Source organism: Tepidimonas sp. (assembly GCF_036825565.1).
GTDB lineage: Bacteria > Pseudomonadota > Gammaproteobacteria > Burkholderiales > Burkholderiaceae_C > Tepidimonas.
In genome coordinates, this window is the sequence record NZ_DAISXZ010000007.1 from 13,878 (window position 1) to 32,609 (window position 18,732).

Consider the following 18,732-nt stretch of genomic DNA (forward strand, 5'->3'; position numbering starts at 1 on the left):
CGGGACGGGGGATCAGATGATTTTGGAGAAACGCGCGCGGTCCTGATCGACCTGCAGATAGCGGTCGAACACCATCGCAATCGCCCGCACCAGATACCACCCCGTCGCGGTGACCTCCAGGTGCGCATCGTCCACGCGCACCAGCCCGTCGCGCTCCAGGGCGCGCAATTGCTCCAGCTCCCGCGCAAAGTGCGAACGAAAATCCACCAGATGCGCCAGGTTGATGGACTCGAAGTCCACCAAGCCCTGGCACATAATGGCCATGATGACGCTGCGGCGCAGCAGGTCCTCGCGCGTCAGCGCCAGTCCGCGCACGATGGGCAGCCGCCCCTGGTCGAGCGCGTCGTAGTATTCGTCCAGCGTCTTGGCGTTTTGGCTGTAGGTGGCGCCGATGCGGCCGATGGCCGACACCCCCAGCGCGATCAGATCGCAGTCGGGCTGGGTGCTGTAGCCCTGAAAGTTGCGGTGCAGCCGTCCCTGCCGCTTGGCCACCGCCAGCGCGTCGTTGGGCAGGGCAAAGTGGTCCATGCCCACATACGCATAGCCCGCTGCGCTCAGGTGGTCCAGCGACAGCGACAGCATCGCCAGCTTGTCGGCCGGGCTGGGCAACTCGGCCACGACAATGCGCCGCTGCGGCTTGAAGCGCGCCGGCAGATGCGCATAGGCATACAGCGCAATGCGGTCCGGCCGCAGGCATTCCACCTGCTCCAGGGTGTGATGGAAGGACTCCGGTGTCTGCTGGGGCAGGCCGTAGATCAGATCGACGTTGATGGACTCAAAACCCAGATTCCGCGCCGCGGCGACCAGGGCAAACACTTGCTCGGCCGGCTGGATACGGTGCACGGCCTTTTGCACGGTGGGATCGAAATCCTGCACGCCAAAGCTCAGCCGATTGAAGCCCAGTTGGTGCAAGTGCGCCAGGCGCTCGGGCGTCACCGTGCGGGGATCGACTTCGACCGAATACTCGCCCCCCGGCACCAGCTCGAAGTGGCGGCGGATCATGGCCATCAGGTCGGCCAATTCGGCATCGCTCAGGAAGGTGGGTGTGCCGCCCCCCAGGTGCAACTGACTGACCCGGTGACCACGGCCAAAGTGGTCGGTCTGCAGCTCCAGCTCGCGCGAAAGGTAGCGCAGATACTCCGCCGCTTTGCCGTGGTGCTTGGTGATCACCTTGTTGCAGGCGCAGTAGTAACACAGCGACTCGCAAAACGGGATGTGCACATAGACCGACAGCGGCAGCGCCAGCGAGCCGGCGCGGCGCTGCTCGAGCGCCTGGATGTAATCGCGCTCGGTAAACGCCTCGACGAAGCGGTCCGCCGTTGGGTAGGACGTGTAGCGCGGGCCGGGGATGTCGAACCGGCGCAGCAGGGCTTCATCGATGACGTGCTTCACGGGCATGGGCTCCATCGGGGAGCTAATGTGCCCCAGGACGCCCCCCCGGCCCTTGACGTGAGTCAAACCCCCTGCACGCCGCTGCCCGCAACGCCCGCCGGGACAAAGCCCTGCAGGCACGCCGACCGATTGTTATCATCGGTCGAATTTGGCAGTCCCCCGTTGGACAGTCCCCTTTCGGCCCCCGGGGTCGGCAACGCCACCGCACCCATGGATCTGCACAGCATCAAAGTCGCCTGCTCCAGCTGCAACCTGCGCGAGCTCTGCATTCCCGTCGGCCTCAACCCCGAGGAGTTGGAGCAGCTCGACAACCTGATCGCCAGCCGACGGCGCGTGCGGCGCGGCGCGGCGCTGTTCGCGGCGGGCGATGCGTTCACCTCGCTCTACGCGGTGCGCTCGGGCTTTTTCAAGACCAGCGTGACGACGGCGGACGGGCGCGACCAGGTCACGGGCTTTCAGATGGCGGGGGAGATCTTGGGCCTGGACGGCATCGTGCAGGACAAGCACTCCTGCTCCGCGATCGCGCTGGAGGACGCCGAGGTGTGCGTGCTGCCGTTCGACAAGCTGGAGCAGCTTTCGCGCGAATTCAGCGCGCTGCAGCACCATGTGCACCGCATCATGAGCCGCGAGATCGTGCGCGACCAAGGTGTCATGCTGCTGCTAGGCAGCATGCGCGCCGAGGAGCGGCTGGCGGCCTTTCTGCTGAATCTGGTGCAGCGCCTGCACGCGCGGGGGTTTTCCAAATCCGAGATGGTGCTGCGCATGACCCGCGAGGAAATCGGCAGCTACCTTGGCATGAAGCTGGAGACGGTCAGCCGCACCTTCTCGCGCTTTCAGGACGACGGGATCATCGAAGTCAAGCAGCGCTATGTGAGAATCCTGGATCCCGACGCGCTGGGCGCCATCGTCAACCACGCCTACTCGGGCGAGGACTGACGGCGCCGGCCAATCCCCTTGAGCGCAGTCCTATCGAGCGCAGCCAGCTCAAGCGCAGCCGCCGCAGCGTCCGCCGTCGCACGACGAGCGGGAATTGGCCCCCACCCCATCACCCCGGACACAGTCCGCGGGGCGCTGATCCGGCGGAACCGGGCACCGGTTCACCTCCCACGGCGACAGCGACAGCAGGGTCGTGAGCGCGCCGGCCGCCATGGTCAGGCCCCAGAAGACAAAGAACGCCAGGGTGTAGACGGTCTGCCGCGACCACCCGAGCGATTCCCCCGCCCAATGCAGTTCGCTGGGATCGACGAAGGCGAACACCACCATTTCCATCACCGCCGCCATCAGGAAAGCGGGCCAGGCGATCCACATCACGCGTTGGGCCAACATCATGCACTCCTCTCGGGTGTGGCCCCGGCGGGGCCTCAATCTTTTTCGGGCAATGCCGACGACACCGCATGATTGCGGCCCTGGTTGGCCGGCAGCAGCGCCTTTTCGGCCTGCAGCCGCTCCTCCGGGGTCAGCCGATCGGGTGCCACGACGGCGGGCGCCGGGGCAGCCTCGCGCGGCAGCACCGTATCCGCATTGCGCACCGCGATCATGACCGTCACGAGGGACGCCACCACCACGACCAGCGGCCCACCAATCACCATCCAGACGTACGGTTCACGGTACCACGGGCGCACGGGGGATGGACGGGCGGGTGAAGGGGCGGTCATCGTGGGCATAGTGTAGGCCTTGGTGTATCGATCTTGGGTTCGAAGCCCCCAGGGGGTTTTCCCGGGGGGGGGTGGCGTCAACGGGGCACCACGAAGGTGGTCTTCTCCCGGACATCGATCGCGCCATCCGGCGTGCGGAAGCCGAATGTGATGGGATGCGAGCCGGCCTGCAAACCTGCGGGCACCTGCACCCGCACAGCGACCGAGCGCACCTCGGTAGGCCGCAGATGCACGCTGCGTTCAGAAGTGACCTCGATGCCCGGCAGCCCCTCGACGGTCACGACCAGCTCGCGCTCGTGCTCCGAAGCGTTCATGAACTGGATGCGATAGACGTTTTCGATGCGCCCCATCTCCACCATGCGCGCCAGCGCACCGCGGTCGCGGATCACATCCACCTTCAGCGGCACGCGCAGCCACAGGCTGACCCCCAGCGCGGCGATGATGGCCAGCAGGATAGCGCTGTAGACCAGCACGCGCGGGCGCAGCGCTCGGCGGATCATCTGCGCGCGCGTCCAGCCGTTGGCCATGCCGTTTTGCGTCGAGTATTTGACCAGTCCCTTCGGGTAGCCCATCTTCTCCATCACCTCGTCGCAGACGTCGGCGCAGGCGCCGCAGCCAATGCACTCATACTGCAGGCCGTTGCGGATGTCGATACCGGTCGGACAGACCTGCACGCACAGCGTGCAGTCGATGCATTCGCCCAGACCCAGGGCCTTGGGGTCGGCGGACTTCTTGCGCGCGCCGCGCGGCTCGCCGCGCTTGGCGTCGTAGGTCACGATCATCGTGTCCTTGTCGAACATCGCGCTCTGGAAGCGCGCATACGGGCACATGTACTTGCAGACCTGCTCGCGCATGAAGCCCGCGTTGCCGTAGGTCGCAAAGCCGTAGAAGAAAACCCAGAAGGTTTGCCACGGCCCCAGGCTCCATGCCAAAAAGGCCGCGCCCAGGTCGCGAATCGGCGTGAAATAGCCGGCAAACGTGAAGCCGGTCCACAGACCAAATACGATCCACGCCAGTTGCTTGCCGCCCTTGCGTGCCACCTTGTTCGGGCTCCAGGGCTGCTGATCCAAGCGCATGCGCGCCGAGCGGTCGCCCTCGAAGAGCTTTTCCATCCACAGATAAATTTCGGTGTAGACGGTCTGCGGGCAGGCGTAACCGCACCACAGCCGCCCGGCAATCGCGGTGAACAAAAACAGCGACAACGCCGACACCACCAGAATCCCCGTCAGGTAAATGAAATCCTGCGGGTACAGCACCAGACCAAAAATGTAAAACCGCCGCGCTTCCAGATCGAACAGCACAGCCTGCCGGTCGTTCCAGGCCAGCCAGGGCAACCCGTAAAAAACGATCTGGGTCAGCCACACGAAGACCCAGCGCCACTTGGCAAACAACCCCGTCACCGCCCGCGGATAGATCTTCTTGCGGGCTGCGTACAAGGACACCTCGACCTCTTCATCCGACGGGGTCGGGCTTTGGGGCGTATTGGCTACGCTGGTACCCATGGAAGTATTCGGTGCGAATCAAAAAAACCGGGAGGCGGGCCACAGGTGCCCCCCCCCGGCGACGGGATCAGTTGGGATTCGCCAGCTTCCAGACGTAGCCCGTCAGCACATGGATTTGCGCATCTGTCAGCAGGGCATTTTGCGCCGGCATCGCGTTGGACTTGCCCTCGTTGATGATCTTGATGATCGTCTCCTCACCCCAACCGTGCAACCAGATCTGGTCGGTCAGGTTGGGCGCACCGGTGGCGTGCATGCCCTTGCCATCCGCGCCGTGGCAGGCCGCGCAGGCGCCCCACTTGGCGGCCCCTTGCGTGGCGCGCACACTGTCGTGGGGGCTGCCGGACAAGCTCAGCACATAGTGCGCCAGGTTGCGTACATCCTCGGGCGTGCCGACCGCCGCTGCCATCGGGGGCATGATGCCCTGACGGCCTTCGGCAATGGTCTTGTGGATGTAGGCCGGCTGCCCGTCGCCGCCCAGCCAGTCGGCATCGGTCAGGTTGGGGAAGCCCTTGCTGCCGCGGGCGTCCGAGCCGTGGCACTGGGCGCAGTAGTTCATGTACAGCCGCTCGCCGACCGCCATGGCCTGCTGGTCCTTCGCCAGATCCTTGGGATCCATGCCCTTGAACTTGGCGTACAGGGGCTCGACCGCCGCGAGGGCCTTGGCCCGCTCGGCTTCCCACTGGCTATGGGAACTCCAGCCCAGTTGGCCCTGCGCCTTGCCGAACATCGGATACATCAGGCCGTAGGCCAGGGCAAACACCACGGTGATGATGAACAGATACACCCACCAGCGCGGCAGCGGGTTATTCATCTCGCGCAGATCCTCGTCCCAGACGTGGCCGGTGGTGTTGTCCGCCGCGGCCATGACCTTGGTCTTGCCGCTGGCCCACAGGAAGAACGCGCAGACCAGGATACTGATCAAGGTCACGCCGGCAACGAAGAGGTGCCAGAAGTCACTGGTGAAATCGCTCATGATAATTCTCTCCTGACGGGCCTCACTCGTCGCGGAAGGGCAGTTGGGCCGCTTCCTCGAAACGCTCCCGGTTCTTGCGGGACCAGGCCCAGACCCAGATGCCGATGAAGGTCACGAAGCTCAGCAACGTGACGATGACGCGCAGATCGTTGACATCCATGATCGCGTCCCCTCACTGCGCCGCATCGGCCGCGGGCTGGCCCGTGGCGGACTGGGCGGTCTTGGTGGCCGGCTGCGCCAGCTTATCCCACGAGCGAACGGTCCCCAAGCCCTGCAGATAAGCGATGAGCGCCTCCAGCTCCGTCTTGCCCTTGACCTCTTCGGCGGCCTGGGCGATCTCTTCGTCCGAGTACGGCACACCCACCTTGCGCAGCGCGCGCATCTTGGCGGGCAGCGCGTCGGCGTCCACCGGGCGGCGCTCCAGCCACGGATAGGCGGGCATGTTGGATTCCGGCACCAGATCGCGCGGATTGATCAGGTGAATGCGGTGCCACTCGTCGGAGTAGCGGCCGCCGACGCGCGCCAAGTCCGGGCCGGTGCGCTTGGAGCCCCACTGGAACGGATGGTCATAGACGAACTCACCGGCCACCGAGTACGGGCCGTAGCGCAGCGTCTCGGCGTGGAAGGGGCGCACCATCTGCGAGTGACAGACGTAGCAACCCTCGCGGACGTATACATCCCGCCCGGCCAGTTGCAGCGCCGGATAGGGCTTGACACCCTCGATCGGCTTGGTGGTGGAGTGCTGGAAGAACAGCGGCACGATCTCGACCAGACCGCCTACCGCCACCACCAGGGTGATGAGGACGATCATCAGAAAGTTGTTGGTCTCGATGCGCTCGTGACCGCTTGGCTTGTGTTGTGCGTTGGCCATGGTGTCCTCCTCAGGCGTGCGCGGGGGCGGGGATGGCCACCGGGGTTACCTTGCCCTGGGCCGCGGTCTTCCACACGTTCCACGCCATCACGCCCATACCGACCAGATACATCACGCCGCCGAGCAGACGGATCACGTAGAACGGATAGGTGGCCTTGACGGACTCGACGAAGGTGTAGGTCAGCGAACCGTCCGGGTTGACCGCACGCCACATCAGGCCCTGCATCACACCGGCGATCCACATCGCAGCGATGTAGAGCACGATGCCGATGGTCGAAATCCAGAAGTGCAGCTCGATGGCCTTGACGCTGTACATCTGCTTCTGGCCGAACAGGCGTGGGATCAGGTAGTACATCGAGCCCATGGTCACCAGACCGACCCAGCCCAGCGCGCCGGAGTGCACGTGACCAATGGTCCAGTCGGTGTAGTGGCTCAGCGCGTTGACGGTCTTGATCGACATCATCGGACCTTCGAAGGTCGACATGCCGTAGAACGACAGCGACACGATCAGGAAGCGCAGGATCGGGTCATCACGCAGCTTGTGCCAGGCGCCCGACAGCGTCATGATGCCGTTGATCATGCCGCCCCAGCTCGGCGCCAGCAGGATCAGCGAGAACACCATGCCCAGCGACTGCGCCCAGTCCGGCAGCGCGGTGTAGTGCAGGTGGTGCGGGCCCGCCCACATGTAGGTGAAGATCAGCGCCCAGAAGTGCACGATCGACAGCCGGTAGGAGTACACCGGGCGCTCGGCCTGTTTGGGGATGAAGTAGTACATCATGCCGAGGAAGCCCGCGGTCAGGAAGAAGCCCACGGCGTTGTGGCCGTACCACCACTGCACCATGGCGTCCTGCACGCCGGCGTAGGCCGAGTACGACTTCCAGAAGCTGACCGGGATGGCCACGCTGTTGACGATGTGCAGCAGCGCCACGGCGATGATGAAGGCACCGTAGAACCAGTTGGCCACGTAGATGTGCCGCACCTTGCGGGTGCCCACCGTGCCGAAGAACACGATGGCAAAGGCCACCCACACCACGGCGATCAGCAAGTCGATAGGCCACTCGAGCTCGGCGTACTCCTTGCCGCTGGTAATGCCCAGGGGCAGGGTGACGGCTGCCAGCACGATGATGGCCTGCCAGCCCCAGAACGTGAACGAGGCCAGCGCCGGGGCGAACAGGGTGGTCTGACAGGTGCGCTGCACCACGTAATAGGCGGTCGCGAACAGCGCCGAGCCGCCAAAGGCGAAGATCACCGCGTTGGTGTGCAGCGGACGCAGCCGGCTGTACGTCAGGTACTCGATGCCGAAGTTGAGCTCCGGCCAGGCCAGTTGTGCGGCAATGATGACGCCGACCAGAAAGCCGACGATGCCCCACACCACGGTCATGATGGCGAACTGCCTCACGACCTTGTCGTTATAGACCCCCGTAGCGGGGGCCGCCGCGGTTGCAGACATAGGTAACACTCCTGTTGTGAAAATCACCCGAGCGCAGTATCCGGGAGCCCTCCCCCTGCGCCCTTGACATAGGTCAATCCTGGCGCAGGATGCGCTCCCCTTCGCGCTCGACGTTGTCGAACTGACCGGAGTGCAGCGCCCACCAGAACAGGCCGATGATCAGCAGCACCAGCACCACCGACAGCGGCACCAGTAGGTAAAGGATTTCCATCGTTCGATTCTCCCAGTCACGGGGGTAGGCGCCCATCAAGCCGGCGTGGGGGCTGCCGCCGGCGCCGGTGCGCCGTCCGCGGCCGGCGCACCGCGCCGCCCCAGCCGCAGCGCGTTGCCAATGACCAGCAGCGAGCTGGCCGCCATGCCGAGCCCCGCCGCCCACGGCGGCATGAGGCCGGCCACCGCCAGCGGCACCGCGAGCGCGTTGTAGCCGGCCGCCCAGGCCAGGTTCTGCCGCACGACGCGCAGCGTCGCGCGCGCCATCTCCGCCGTGCGCACGATGTCGGTCAGCCGCCCGCTCTGCACGACGAAGTCGGCGCGCGTCTGCGTCAGCGGCGCGCCGTGGCCGAGCGCGAACGAGACGTCCGCCGCGGCCAGTACCGGCCCGTCGTTGAGACCATCGCCTACCATCGCCACGCGCCGTCCCTCCGCCTGCCAGAGGTGCAGCGTGGCGAGTTTGTCCTCGGGGCTGGCGCCGGCGACGACCTGCTCGACGCCGAGCGGCCGCGCCACCCGCAGCGCGGCGCCGAGGCGGTCGCCCGACAGCAGCCGCACCTGCAGCCCGAGCGCGCGCAGCCGCTCGATCGCTTCGCGCGCCTCCGGGCGCACGCCCTCGTCGAGCACGAAAGTGGCCAGCCACCCCTGCCCATCACAAAGATACGCGCAAGGCACATCGGTCGGCGCGCGCCCGCTGGCCGCCAGCCCTGCCTCGTCCAGCCCGCAGTGCACGGCCGAGCCCAGCCGCCAGGTCTGACCGTCCGGGCCCTGCGCGGTCAGACCCCGGCCCGGGGTCTCGCGCACTTCCCACGCCGGGGCATCGGACTGCGCGCCAGCGGCGGCCACCAGCGCACGCGACACCGGGTGCAGCGAGGCGCGCGCCAGCGGCCAAGCCGCCGCCAGCGCCTGCTCGCGCGTCACGCCGGGGCGCGTCAGCACGTCGCGCACCACCACGCGGTCCTGCGTCAGCGTGCCGGTCTTGTCGAACACCACGGTGTCCACCGCAGCCAGCACTTCGAATGCCTGCAGCCGCCGCGTCAGGATGCCGCGGCGCGCCAGACCGCCCGCCGCGGCCAGCATCGCCGCCGGCGTGGCCAGCGACAGCGCGCACGGGCAGGTGACGATCAGCACCGCCACCGCCACCGCCAGCGCCCGGCTGGGGTCGAACTGCCACCAGTACAGCCCGGCCAGCCCTGCCGCCAGTAGCACCGCCACCAGGAACGGCGCGGCGATGCGATCCGCCAGCCGCGCTAGGCGCGGCTTGTCGGTGCTGGCCTGCTCCATCAGCGCCACGATCTGGGCAAAGCGCGTCTCGCGCCCGACGCGCTGCAGGCGCACGCGCACCGTGCCGCCCAGGTTGTGGCTGCCGGCCACCACGGCCTCGCCGCGGCGGCGCGTCACCGGATGCGACTCGCCGGTCAGCAAGGCCTCGTCCACCGTGGCAGCCTCCGACAGCACCTCGCCATCCCCCGGAAAGGCCTGTCCCGCCTGCACATGCACGACGTCGCCGGCTTGCAGGCGCTTGAGCGACACCGTCTCCAGCGCTCCGTCGGCACGCTCGCGCTGCACCACCTCCGGCAGCCGGTTCATCAGTGCATCCAGCGCACCGGCGGTGCGGTCGCGCAGCTTGTGCTCCAGGTAACGCCCGCCGAGCAAGAAGAACACGAACATCGTCAGCGAGTCGTACCAGATGTCGTGCCCCCATGGCCCGGTGGGGTCGAAGGTGGCCAGCGTGCTGACGACGAAGGTGATCAGGATGCCCAGCGACACCGGCACGTCCATGCCGATGCGGCCCTGGCGCAGGTCGCGCCAAGCGCTGCCGAAGAACGGCCCGCTGGCAAACAGCAGCACCGGCAGGCTCAGCACCCACGAGGCCCAGCGCAGCAACTGCAGCAAGTCGGGTGGAATTTGGCCCGGCTCGGTGACGTACTCGGGCCACGTGTACATCATCACCTGCATCATGCAGAAGCCCGCCACGAACAGCCGCCACAGCGCGCGGCGCGTCTCGCGCGTGCGCTCGCTGACCGCCAGGGCCTGCTGCATCGGCAGCAGCCGGTAGCCGACGCGGCCGACCGCCTCGGCCAGCTCGGACAGACGCGTGCGCGCCGGATCCCAGCGCAGCGCCAGGCGCCGCGTGGCGGCGTGCACCTGCGCCCCCAGCACGCCGCTGCGGCCCGCCAGCGTGGCCTCCACCGTATCGGCGCAGGCCGCGCAGTACATGCCCTGCACCACCAGCGTCGATTCGCAGACGGTGCGGCCGCCCTCCTCGCGCACCTCGGTGAAGTCGCGCTGCTCCAGCGGGTCATCCAGCACGCGGAAGTCGTCGTCCACCGTCAGCGAACCGCGGTGGCCGCCCCACACCCCGGCCAACAGCGCACCGTCCCCCACTGCAGGGACAGACGCCCCTGCAGCCGCTCGCGGTGGCGGGGCTGTTTCGCTCATTGTCGAACGGTACCCGATCGCCAGGCACGCAGGCTTGACCTAGGTCAAACCCCGACTCGGGGCACGTGTTACCGTGCCAAGATGACAGGCAGGTACGGGTGGGCCCCGCCGGCCAGCCGTGCTGCTTTGAGAGGAGACCCTGCATGTACCAGCGCATCCTGGTGACCACCGACGGCTCCCAGCTGTCGGAGCGTGCCGTGGAGCACGCCATCGCCCTGGCCGACCTGACGGGGGCCGAACTCGTCGCGTTGCGCGTCGTGCCGCGCTACCCGCAGACGTATTTCGAGGGGGGGGTGGCGCTTGGCACGCCCGAGGTGCGGCAGATCGAAAAGCAGTGGGAGGAGGAAGCACGCCAGACGGTGGTCGCCGTCAAGACGCTGGCTCAGGCGCGGCAGGTGAAGGTCAAGCCGATCACGGTCAAATCCGACCTGATTGCCGAGGCCATCATCGCCGCGGCCAAACGCCACAAATGCGACCTGATCGTGATGGCATCGCACGGGCGGCGGGGCATCAAGCGGCTGCTGCTGGGCAGCGAGACGCAGCAGGTGCTGACGCACTCGCACATTCCCGTGCTGGTGCTGCGCTGAAGCGAGCCGCACCGCCCGCCGTTCAGGCAGCGAAGCTGTCGCGATAGCGCTCGCGCAGGAGGTTTTTCTGCACCTTGCCCATGGCGTTGCGCGGCAGCTCGTCCACCACCACGCAGCGCTTGGGGACTTTGTAGTTGGCCAGGCGCGTGCGCAGCGTGGCCAGCACGGCGTCCGGATCGATACGGTGGCCGGGCTGCGCGATCACCAGGGCCACGCCCACCTCGCCAAAATCGGGGTGCGGCACGCCCACGACGGCACTTTCGGCCACGCCGGGCAGTTCGTTGATCGCGCCTTCCACCTCCGCCGGATAGACGTTGTAGCCCCCGCTGATGATGAGATCCTTGCTGCGGCCGACCAGCGTCAGGTAGCCGCGCTCGTCGATGACACCGACGTCGCCGGTGCGAAACCACCCGTCAGCGGTGAACTCGGCCCGGGTTTTGTCGGGCATGCGCCAGTAGCCCTGGAACACGCTGGGGCCGCGCACCTGCACACCGCCCACTTCGCCGGTCGGCAACGCCCGGTCGCCATCGCCGACGATGCGCAGCTCCACCCCCGGCAGCGGAAAACCCACGGTGCCACCACGGCGCTCGGCGTGCCCACCGTAGCGAGGGTCGGGCGTGCAGGGGTTGGAGGTGAGCATGATCGTCTCGCTCATGCCGTAGCGTTCCAGGATGGTGTGGCCGGTGCGCTGTTGCCAGGCGCGAAAGGTCTCGATCAGCAACGGCGCCGAGCCGCTTATGAACAGCCGCATGTGCGCGCAACGCTCGGCGGTCAGTTCCTCCTCGACCAGCAGCCGGGTGTAGAGCGTCGGCACCCCCATGAATACGGTGGCGCGCCGCAGCCAAGTCAGCACGGTGCGCGGGTCGAACTTGGCTGCCCACAGCATGGGGCTGCCATTGAGCAAAGCACCGTGCACCGCGACGAACAGCCCGTGCACGTGGAAGATGGGCAGCACATGGATGAGCACGTCGTCCGGGCGCCAGTCCCAGTAGCGGCGCAGCACCTCGGCATTGGCGTGCAGGTTGCCGTGCGTCAGCATCGCCCCCTTGCTGCGCCCGGTGGTGCCGCTGGTGTAGATGATGGAGGCCAGCGCCTGCGCCCCGACCGCAACCGGGATCTGCTGGTCCGAATGGTGCGCCGCACGGTCCAGCAGCGTGCCGCAGCGATCGGCCCCGAGTGTGAACACCGCGCGTGCGCCGCGCCGAAACGCCAGGGCGCTGACCCAGCCGAAGCGCTGCGGCGCACAAACGACGACGGCCGGCTCGGCGTCGTCGATGAAGTACTCGACCTCGGCCGCCGGATAGGCGGTGTTGAGCGGCACATAGACATGGCCCGCGCGCAGCGTGCCCAGGTAGAGCATCAGCGCCTCGACCGACTTGTCCACCTGCGCCACCACGCGGGAGGCAGGCGGCAGATCCAGCCCCGCGAGCAGGTTGGCGATCATCGCGCTGCCGCGCTCCAGGTCGCGCCAGGTGTAGATGAGGCCCTCGTCGGTCTCGATGGCGGGGCCATCCAGATCGGCGGGGAAGCCGGCGCGCAGCGCGGCGTACAGGTTGGTCACGGTTGCGGTGTCCATCGTCTGGGTCATCAAGCGGCGGCAGGCGTGCGGCGCGCCCACAGCCACAGGACCGCCCCCACCACGACCATCGGGAGGCTAAGCCACTGGCCCATGCTCAGGCCCAGCGACAACAGGCCCAAATGGGCATCGGGCTCACGGAAGTATTCGGCGACGAAGCGCATCACACCATAGCCGGTGAGGAACGCGGCCGACACCTCGCCGACGCGGCGGGGCCGGCGCGCAAACGCCCACAGGAGCACGAACAGCAGCAACCCCTCCAGCGCAAACTGGTAGAGCTGCGACGGATGGCGCGGCAGCGGCCCGGCAGCGGGAAACACCATGGCCCACGGCAGATCCGGCGGCGCCGGACGGCCCCACAGCTCGCCATTGATGAAGTTGCCGATGCGGCCCAGCGCCAGCCCCACGGGCACGCACGGCGCGACGAAGTCCATGACCTGCAGCCACGGCCGCTGCTGGCGGCGGGCCCACCACGCCAGCGCCAGCAGCACGCCCAGCAGCCCGCCGTGGAAGCTCATGCCCCCTTCCCAGACGGCGAATACCCGCCACGGCTCGGCCAGATAGGTGAGCGGCTTGTAAAACAGCACATACCCCACGCGCCCGCCCAGGATCACCCCCAGCACACCCCAAAACAGAATGTCCTCCACATCGCGCAGCGGCCAGCCGAGCGTTCGGTACGGCTCGTGGCGCAGGCGACGGCGCGCCAGCCAGACGAACATGGCAAAGGCGGCCAAATACATCAGGCCGTACCAGTGGACGGCCAGCGGCCCGATGCGGATGGCCACCGGGTCGAATTGGGGATGCATCAACATGCGCCGATGGTACGCGATGGCCACCGGCGGCAGCCCGTTATCATGGTGACAATCCGATGACAGAACACATGGCCGCACGAAGAAGGGACACCATGGAAGTCCGCACCGCCGACCAGCGCCGCTACCACCGGGTACGGGCGGTCTTCGAGGAAGCGTTCCAGCTCTGCCAGCCGCTGCTGGATCCCCACCAAGGCATTGCCGGGCACGCCCTCTACCACCACGTTCCGTTGCGGGTGCGGGAGCATTTTCCGGATTTGACGCAGGAAGAGGTCATGGTGCTGTCGGTCGCGCTGCGTGCCGCCTGGACACGCAGACGCGTGCGCTGCTGACCGGGCGATCAGTCGTCCAGGCGAGACAAATCCCGCACGGCGCCCCGGTCGGCGGACGTGGCCCAATGCGCATAGGCGCGCAGCGCGGCCGAGACCTTGCGTGCGCGCGGCTTGGCGGGCTTCCAGCCCAGGCGGTCCTGCTCGGCGCGGCGCGCGGCCAGCTCCTCGTCGCTGACCAGCAGCTCGATGCTGCGGCGGGTGACGTCGATGCGGATGCGGTCGCCGTCGCGCACCAGCCCGATCGTGCCGCCGGCGGCCGCCTCCGGCGAGACATGGCCGATCGACAGGCCCGAGGTGCCACCGGAGAAGCGCCCGTCGGTCAGCAGCGCGCAGACCTTGCCCAGACCCTTGGACTTGAGGTACGAGGTCGGGTAGAGCATTTCCTGCATACCGGGGCCGCCGCGCGGGCCCTCGTAGCGGATGACGACCACATCGCCGGGCTGGACCTGATCGCCCAGGATGCCGTCCACCGCCGCGTCCTGGCTCTCGAACACGCGCGCCGCCCCCTCGAAGACGCGCAGCACCGAGGTCGGCACGCTGGTGGTGTAGCGCAGCTGCTCGACCTCGAACATGCTCTCGTCGATGCCGGCGGTCTTGACGATGCAGCCGTCCTGCGCCAGGTTGCCGTACAGCACCGCCAGCCCGCCGTCGCGCGAGTAGGCGTGCTCGACCGAGCGGATGCAGCCCTCGCGGCGGTCCAGGTCCAGCGTCGGCCAGCACATGCTCTGGCTGAACGGCTGCTGCGTCGGGATGCCGGCCGGGCCGGCGCGGCAGAAGGTGCGCACCTCCTCCGACTCGGTGACCATGACGTCCCAGTGCGCCAGCGCCTCGGCCAGCGTGGCGCTGTGCACGGTGCGCGCATTCGTGTGCAGCAAGCCGGCGCGCGCCAGCTCGCCGAGGATGCCCATGATGCCGCCGGCGCGGTGCACGTCCTCAATGTGGTACTTGTTGGTGTTGGGCGCCACCTTGCACAGCGTCGGCACACGGCGCGACAGGCGGTCGATGTCGGCCATCGTGAACGGCACCTCGGCCTCGCGCGCGGTGGCCAGCAGATGCAGCACGGTGTTGGTCGAGCCCCCCATCGCGATGTCGAGCGACATCGCGTTCTCGAACGCCTCGAAGGTGGCGATGGAGCGCGGCAGCACCGACGCATCGTCCTGTTCGTAGTAGCGGCGCGCCAGCTCCACGATCAGCCGGCCGGCGCGGCGAAACAGCTGCTCGCGGTCGGCGTGTGTGGCGAGCACCGTGCCGTTGCCCGGCAGCGACAGGCCCAGCGCCTCGGTCAGGCAGTTCATCGAGTTGGCGGTGAACATGCCGGAGCACGAGCCACAGGTCGGGCAGGCCGAGCGTTCCACCTCGGCCACGGTGGCCTCATCGACATGGGGGTCGGCGGCCATCACCATCGCGTCGACCAGGTCCAGCTTTTTGATTTGCACGGTTTGCTCGCCCGGCACCGCCAGACGCACCTTGCCGGCCTCCATCGGCCCGCCGGAGACGAACACGGTCGGGATGTTCAGGCGCATCGCCGCCATCAGCATGCCAGGGGTAATCTTGTCGCAGTTGGAAATGCACACCAGCGCGTCGGCACAATGCGCGTTGACCATGTACTCGACGCTGTCGGCGATCAGCTCGCGACTGGGCAGCGAGTACAGCATGCCGTCGTGGCCCATCGCGATGCCGTCGTCCACGGCGATGGTGTTGAACTCCTTGGCCACGCCGCCGGCGGCCTCGATCTCGCGGCAGACGAGTTGACCCAGATCCTTCAGGTGCACATGGCCGGGCACGAACTGCGTAAACGAGTTGGCCACGGCGATGATGGGCTTGTCGAAGTCGCCGTCCTTCATGCCGGTGGCGCGCCACAGGGCGCGCGCGCCGGCCATGTTGCGACCTTGCGTGGTGGTGCGGGAGCGGTAGGTGGGCATGGATCGATGAGGGATGGGATCAGAGGATGGCGGCTGCACGGGCAACCACCGCTCGGGTCTGCCACGTCATTGTGCCAGCGCAGTCGCCGGCCCGCGACAAACGGGGTGGCACATCAGGGTCGGGGCTTGGGGGGTCGCAAGCTGGCGCGAGCTTTCTCGAGGCGGGCCGCCTTGCGCGCCTCGTCGCGGCGCATCGCGCGGCGCTTGGTGTAGCCCGACCAGTCCGCCCACCACCACCACAACGCGGCCAGGGCAAACGGCGCGAGCACCCAGGTCCATGACCACTGCGCCACCGGGCCGATGGCCGCCCACTTGAGAATCAGCAAGACCACGCCCAGCACGAGAAAACCCATGGCCGCACTCCTGAAACCGAGCGGCGAAATCCCTGTGAAACCCCAGGAATCGCCCGCGGACGTATCGTTTGCAACAAGCTGTAAAGACGGATTGTGCCCGACAGGCGTCCCGCTAGAATGGCTTCCGTGTGCCGCTCCTTCCTCAACCTTCACGGGAAAGACACCATGAAACGCGCTCTGCTCATCCTGGCCGCCACCGCCGTCGTCTCCGCGCCCGCCCTGGCCGACGAAGCCCTGGCCAAGGCCAAAAACTGCATGGCCTGCCACGCGGTGGACAAAAAACTCGTCGGGCCGTCGTACAAGGACATCGCCAAGAAATACGCAGGCGACGCCAAGGCCGTCGATTCGCTGGCCACCAAGATCCAAAAAGGCGGCTCGGGGGTCTGGGGCGCCGTGCCGATGCCGGCCAATCCGCAGGTCAACGACGCCGAGGCCAAAAAGCTGTCCGCCTGGGTGCTGAGCCTGAAGTGACACGCCGGCCCGCGCGGCCGCCGTGGTCGGCCGGCGCTCGATGCACGGCCACGAACATGCAAAAAGCCTCGCCGCGTGCGAGGCTTTTTTGTTGATTCGTCGGCCGCCAGCAATGCGACGGGCTGCGGCGGCCGCCCGGGTGGCCGCCGCGACGCCGGCATCCTCAATTGGTCTTGGCCAACTGCTCCAGGATGTGGGGATTCTCCAGCGTCGAGACGTCCTGCGTGATCGCCTCGCCCTTGGCAATCGCCCGCAGCAGGCGGCGCATGATCTTGCCGGAGCGGGTCTTGGGCAGGTTTTCGCCGAAGCGGATGTCCTTCGGCTTGGCGATCGGGCCGATTTCCTTGGCCACCCAGTTGCGCAGCTCGTTGGCGATCTGCTTGGCCTCCTCGCCCTGCGGCAGCGGGCGCTTGAGCACGACGAAGGCGACGATGGCCTCGCCGGTCAGGTCGTCTGGGCGGCCGACCACCGCGGCCTCGGCCACGAGGTCGGTCTTGGCCACCAGCGCCGACTCGATTTCCATCGTACCCATGCGGTGGCCGCTGACGTTGAGCACGTCGTCGATGCGGCCGGTGATGCGGAAGTAGCCGCGGTCCTCGGAGCGCACGGCGCCGTCGCCGGCCAGGTAGTAGCCCTTGAGCTCCTCGGGGAAGTAGCTCTTCTTGAAGCGCTCCGGGTCGCCCCAGATGGTGCGGATCATCGACGGCCACGGCTTCTTGACGACCAGGATGCCGCCCTGGCCGTTGGGCATGTCGTTGCCCTGCTCATCGACGATGGCGGCGAAGATGCCGGGCAGCGGCAGCGTGCACGAGCCCGGCACCAGCGGCGTGGCGCCCGGCAGCGGCGTGATCATGTGGCCGCCGGTCTCGGTCTGCCAGAAGGTGTCGACGATCGGGCAGCGCTCGCCGCCGACGTGCTTGTAGTACCACATCCAGGCCTCGGGGTTGATCGGCTCGCCGACCGAACCCAGGACGCGCAGCGTCGACAGGTCCCAGTTGCGCGGGTGCACCTTTTCGTCGGTGTCGCTGGCCTTGATCAGCGAGCGGATCGCGGTGGGCGCGGTGTAGAAGATAGTGGCCTTGTGGCGCTCGATCATCTGCCAGAAGCGCCCGGCGTTGGGGTAGGTCGGCACGCCCTCGAAGACGATCTGCGTGGCGCCGGCGGCCAGCGGTCCGTAGGCCACGTAGGTGTGGCCGGTGATCCAGCCGATGTCGGCGGTGCACCAGAAGACGTCGCTGTCCTTCAGGTCGAAGGTCCACAGCATGGTCTGCTTGGCCCACAGCAGGTAGCCGCCAGTGGAGTGCTGCACGCCCTTGGGCTTGCCGGTGGAGCCGGATGTGTAGAGCACGAACAGCGGGTGCTCCGCCCCGACCCACTCGGGGGCGCATTCGGTGGGCTGACCCGCCAGCGCCTCATGCATCCACACATCGCGGCCGGGGACCATGGCGCAGGCGGTGGCGGTGCGCTGGAACACCACGACGTGGCGCACCGACTCGCACCCGCCCATGGCGATGCCTTCGTCCACGATGGCCTTCAGGGGCAGCTCCTTGCCGCCGCGCATCTGGTAGTTGGCGGTGATGACGGCCACCGCGCCGGCGTCCTGGATGCGCTCCTGCAGCGCCTTGGCCGAAAAGCCCCCGAACACCACGCTGTGCGTGGCGCCGATGCGCGCGCAGGCCTGCATCGCCACCACGCCCTCGATGGTCATGGGCATGTAGATGACGACGCGGTCGCCTTTCTTGACGCCCAGACCCTTGAGGGCGTTGGCAAACTGGCTGACGCGCGCGAGCAGTTCCTTGTAGGTGACTCGGGTGACCGCCCCATCGTCGGCCTCGAAGACGATGGCCGTCTTGTTCTCGACGGGGGTGCCCATGTGGCGGTCCAGGCAGTTGTACGAGGCGTTGAGCTCACCATCAGCGAACCACCTATAGAACGGCTTGTTGGACTCGTCCAGCACCTGGGTAAACGGCTTGTGCCAGACCAGCAGCTCGCGCGCGCGGCGGGCCCAGAATCCGTCGAAATCGGCCTCGGCCTCGGCACACAGGGCACGGTAGGCGTCCATGCCGGACACGCGCGCCTGGGCCGCCAGCGACGGATGGGGATCGAAAACACGGTTTTCCACCAGCATCGAAGCGATGGCAGAGGTCGATTCAGCCATGTCGGGGGTCTCCTCAGGACATTTGGAAT

General features: G+C 67.5%; 19 protein-coding genes. 4 read left to right on the forward strand and 15 right to left on the reverse strand.

Going from position 1 to position 18,732, the window contains the following annotated elements; all coding sequences use genetic code 11:
• Window positions 1-12 precede the first annotated feature (12 nt).
• Window positions 13-1,398: an oxygen-independent coproporphyrinogen III oxidase gene (gene hemN, locus V7026_RS02255; protein WP_334165939.1), complete on the reverse strand. Its 1,386-nt coding sequence runs from the start codon at window positions 1,396-1,398 to the stop codon at window positions 13-15.
• A gap of 204 nt (window positions 1,399-1,602) precedes the next feature.
• On the opposite strand from hemN, the gene fnr reads away from it, so the two are divergent.
• Window positions 1,603-2,328 (forward strand): fumarate/nitrate reduction transcriptional regulator Fnr, encoded by a 726-nt coding sequence (gene fnr / locus V7026_RS02260; RefSeq protein WP_334153622.1) that lies wholly within the window; start codon window positions 1,603-1,605, stop codon window positions 2,326-2,328.
• Window positions 2,329-2,376: 48 nt separating this feature from the next.
• Here the strand turns inward: fnr and V7026_RS02265 are convergent, their stop codons facing one another.
• The 9 genes from V7026_RS02265 to V7026_RS02305 form a co-directional block, all read right to left on the reverse strand.
• Window positions 2,377-2,718, reverse strand: coding sequence for a hypothetical protein (locus V7026_RS02265; protein WP_334153623.1), 342 nt, complete (start codon window positions 2,716-2,718; stop codon window positions 2,377-2,379).
• 35 nt (window positions 2,719-2,753) lie between these two features.
• The gene (locus tag V7026_RS02270; protein ID WP_334153624.1) at window positions 2,754-3,047 is read right to left on the reverse strand and encodes a nitrogen fixation protein FixH; all 294 of its coding nucleotides are present in this window, start codon (window positions 3,045-3,047) and stop codon (window positions 2,754-2,756) included.
• A 77-nt stretch (window positions 3,048-3,124) separates the two neighbouring features.
• On the reverse strand, window positions 3,125-4,549 hold the full coding sequence (gene ccoG, locus V7026_RS02275; RefSeq protein ID WP_334153625.1) for a cytochrome c oxidase accessory protein CcoG: 1,425 nt from the start codon (window positions 4,547-4,549) through the stop codon (window positions 3,125-3,127).
• A 67-nt stretch (window positions 4,550-4,616) separates the two neighbouring features.
• Entirely contained in the window at window positions 4,617-5,522 is a 906-nt protein-coding gene (gene ccoP, locus V7026_RS02280) for a cytochrome-c oxidase, cbb3-type subunit III (RefSeq protein ID WP_334153626.1), read from the reverse strand.
• A 22-nt stretch (window positions 5,523-5,544) separates the two neighbouring features.
• The gene (locus tag V7026_RS02285; protein ID WP_334153627.1) at window positions 5,545-5,682 is read right to left on the reverse strand and encodes a cbb3-type cytochrome oxidase subunit 3; all 138 of its coding nucleotides are present in this window, start codon (window positions 5,680-5,682) and stop codon (window positions 5,545-5,547) included.
• Window positions 5,683-5,694: 12 nt separating this feature from the next.
• Window positions 5,695-6,393 (reverse strand): cytochrome-c oxidase, cbb3-type subunit II, encoded by a 699-nt coding sequence (gene ccoO, locus V7026_RS02290; RefSeq protein WP_334153628.1) that lies wholly within the window; start codon window positions 6,391-6,393, stop codon window positions 5,695-5,697.
• Between the two features lie 10 nt (window positions 6,394-6,403).
• Window positions 6,404-7,843, reverse strand: coding sequence for a cytochrome-c oxidase, cbb3-type subunit I (gene ccoN / locus V7026_RS02295; protein ID WP_334153629.1), 1,440 nt, complete (start codon window positions 7,841-7,843; stop codon window positions 6,404-6,406).
• 73 nt (window positions 7,844-7,916) lie between these two features.
• The gene (ccoS, locus tag V7026_RS02300) at window positions 7,917-8,054 is read right to left on the reverse strand and encodes a cbb3-type cytochrome oxidase assembly protein CcoS (RefSeq protein ID WP_143968237.1); all 138 of its coding nucleotides are present in this window, start codon (window positions 8,052-8,054) and stop codon (window positions 7,917-7,919) included.
• Window positions 8,055-8,089: 35 nt separating this feature from the next.
• Window positions 8,090-10,495, reverse strand: coding sequence for a heavy metal translocating P-type ATPase (locus V7026_RS02305; protein WP_334153630.1), 2,406 nt, complete (start codon window positions 10,493-10,495; stop codon window positions 8,090-8,092).
• A gap of 143 nt (window positions 10,496-10,638) precedes the next feature.
• Between V7026_RS02305 and V7026_RS02310 the strand changes: the two genes are divergently transcribed.
• Window positions 10,639-11,082, forward strand: coding sequence for a universal stress protein (locus V7026_RS02310; protein WP_334153631.1), 444 nt, complete (start codon window positions 10,639-10,641; stop codon window positions 11,080-11,082).
• Between the two features lie 22 nt (window positions 11,083-11,104).
• Here the strand turns inward: V7026_RS02310 and V7026_RS02315 are convergent, their stop codons facing one another.
• Together V7026_RS02315 and lgt are read right to left on the reverse strand one after the other, a co-directional pair.
• Window positions 11,105-12,658 carry a malonate--CoA ligase gene (locus V7026_RS02315; RefSeq protein ID WP_334153632.1) on the reverse strand — a complete coding sequence of 518 codons (1,554 nt, stop codon included), beginning with the start codon at window positions 12,656-12,658 and terminating at the stop codon, window positions 11,105-11,107.
• 11 nt (window positions 12,659-12,669) lie between these two features.
• The gene (gene lgt / locus V7026_RS02320; RefSeq protein WP_334153633.1) at window positions 12,670-13,470 is read right to left on the reverse strand and encodes a prolipoprotein diacylglyceryl transferase; all 801 of its coding nucleotides are present in this window, start codon (window positions 13,468-13,470) and stop codon (window positions 12,670-12,672) included.
• A 92-nt stretch (window positions 13,471-13,562) separates the two neighbouring features.
• Here lgt and V7026_RS02325 point away from each other — a divergent pair, with 92 nt between their 5' ends.
• Complete coding sequence (locus tag V7026_RS02325; protein WP_334153634.1) at window positions 13,563-13,799, forward strand: hypothetical protein; 237 nt, start codon at window positions 13,563-13,565, stop codon at window positions 13,797-13,799.
• Window positions 13,800-13,807: 8 nt separating this feature from the next.
• On the opposite strand, the gene ilvD is transcribed toward V7026_RS02325, so the two are convergent.
• Window positions 13,808-15,721, reverse strand: a complete 1,914-nt coding sequence (gene ilvD, locus V7026_RS02330) for a dihydroxy-acid dehydratase (RefSeq protein ID WP_334153635.1) — start codon at window positions 15,719-15,721, stop codon at window positions 13,808-13,810.
• Window positions 15,722-15,834: 113 nt separating this feature from the next.
• A complete protein-coding gene (locus V7026_RS02335; RefSeq protein WP_334153636.1) occupies window positions 15,835-16,074 on the reverse strand; it encodes a TIGR04438 family Trp-rich protein in 240 nt (79 codons plus the stop codon).
• A 165-nt stretch (window positions 16,075-16,239) separates the two neighbouring features.
• Between V7026_RS02335 and V7026_RS02340 the strand changes: the two genes are divergently transcribed.
• Complete coding sequence (locus tag V7026_RS02340) at window positions 16,240-16,545, forward strand: c-type cytochrome (RefSeq protein WP_334153637.1); 306 nt, start codon at window positions 16,240-16,242, stop codon at window positions 16,543-16,545.
• Window positions 16,546-16,708: 163 nt separating this feature from the next.
• Here the strand turns inward: V7026_RS02340 and acs are convergent, their stop codons facing one another.
• Entirely contained in the window at window positions 16,709-18,703 is a 1,995-nt protein-coding gene (acs, locus tag V7026_RS02345; RefSeq protein ID WP_334153638.1) for an acetate--CoA ligase, read from the reverse strand.
• Window positions 18,704-18,732: the final 29 nt, after the last annotated feature.

Coding starts and splice junctions, on each gene's coding strand:
- V7026_RS02285 (WP_334153627.1), bottom strand. CDS start 5,682: ATGGATGTCAACGATCTGCGCGTCATCGTCACGTTGCTGAGCTTCGTG.
- V7026_RS02305 (WP_334153630.1), bottom strand. CDS start 10,495: ATGAGCGAAACAGCCCCGCCACCGCGAGCGGCTGCAGGGGCGTCTGTC.
- ccoO (WP_334153628.1), bottom strand. CDS start 6,393: ATGGCCAACGCACAACACAAGCCAAGCGGTCACGAGCGCATCGAGACC.
- ccoG (WP_334153625.1), bottom strand. CDS start 4,549: ATGGGTACCAGCGTAGCCAATACGCCCCAAAGCCCGACCCCGTCGGAT.
- V7026_RS02340 (WP_334153637.1), top strand. CDS start 16,240: ATGAAACGCGCTCTGCTCATCCTGGCCGCCACCGCCGTCGTCTCCGCG.
- ccoP (WP_334153626.1), bottom strand. CDS start 5,522: ATGAGCGATTTCACCAGTGACTTCTGGCACCTCTTCGTTGCCGGCGTG.
- hemN (WP_334165939.1), bottom strand. CDS start 1,398: ATGCCCGTGAAGCACGTCATCGATGAAGCCCTGCTGCGCCGGTTCGAC.
- ccoN (WP_334153629.1), bottom strand. CDS start 7,843: ATGTCTGCAACCGCGGCGGCCCCCGCTACGGGGGTCTATAACGACAAG.
- fnr (WP_334153622.1), top strand. CDS start 1,603: ATGGATCTGCACAGCATCAAAGTCGCCTGCTCCAGCTGCAACCTGCGC.
- ilvD (WP_334153635.1), bottom strand. CDS start 15,721: ATGCCCACCTACCGCTCCCGCACCACCACGCAAGGTCGCAACATGGCC.
- V7026_RS02270 (WP_334153624.1), bottom strand. CDS start 3,047: ATGACCGCCCCTTCACCCGCCCGTCCATCCCCCGTGCGCCCGTGGTAC.
- ccoS (WP_143968237.1), bottom strand. CDS start 8,054: ATGGAAATCCTTTACCTACTGGTGCCGCTGTCGGTGGTGCTGGTGCTG.
- lgt (WP_334153633.1), bottom strand. CDS start 13,470: ATGTTGATGCATCCCCAATTCGACCCGGTGGCCATCCGCATCGGGCCG.
- V7026_RS02335 (WP_334153636.1), bottom strand. CDS start 16,074: ATGGGTTTTCTCGTGCTGGGCGTGGTCTTGCTGATTCTCAAGTGGGCG.
- V7026_RS02310 (WP_334153631.1), top strand. CDS start 10,639: ATGTACCAGCGCATCCTGGTGACCACCGACGGCTCCCAGCTGTCGGAG.
- acs (WP_334153638.1), bottom strand. CDS start 18,703: ATGGCTGAATCGACCTCTGCCATCGCTTCGATGCTGGTGGAAAACCGT.
- V7026_RS02315 (WP_334153632.1), bottom strand. CDS start 12,658: ATGGACACCGCAACCGTGACCAACCTGTACGCCGCGCTGCGCGCCGGC.
- V7026_RS02265 (WP_334153623.1), bottom strand. CDS start 2,718: ATGTTGGCCCAACGCGTGATGTGGATCGCCTGGCCCGCTTTCCTGATG.
- V7026_RS02325 (WP_334153634.1), top strand. CDS start 13,563: ATGGAAGTCCGCACCGCCGACCAGCGCCGCTACCACCGGGTACGGGCG.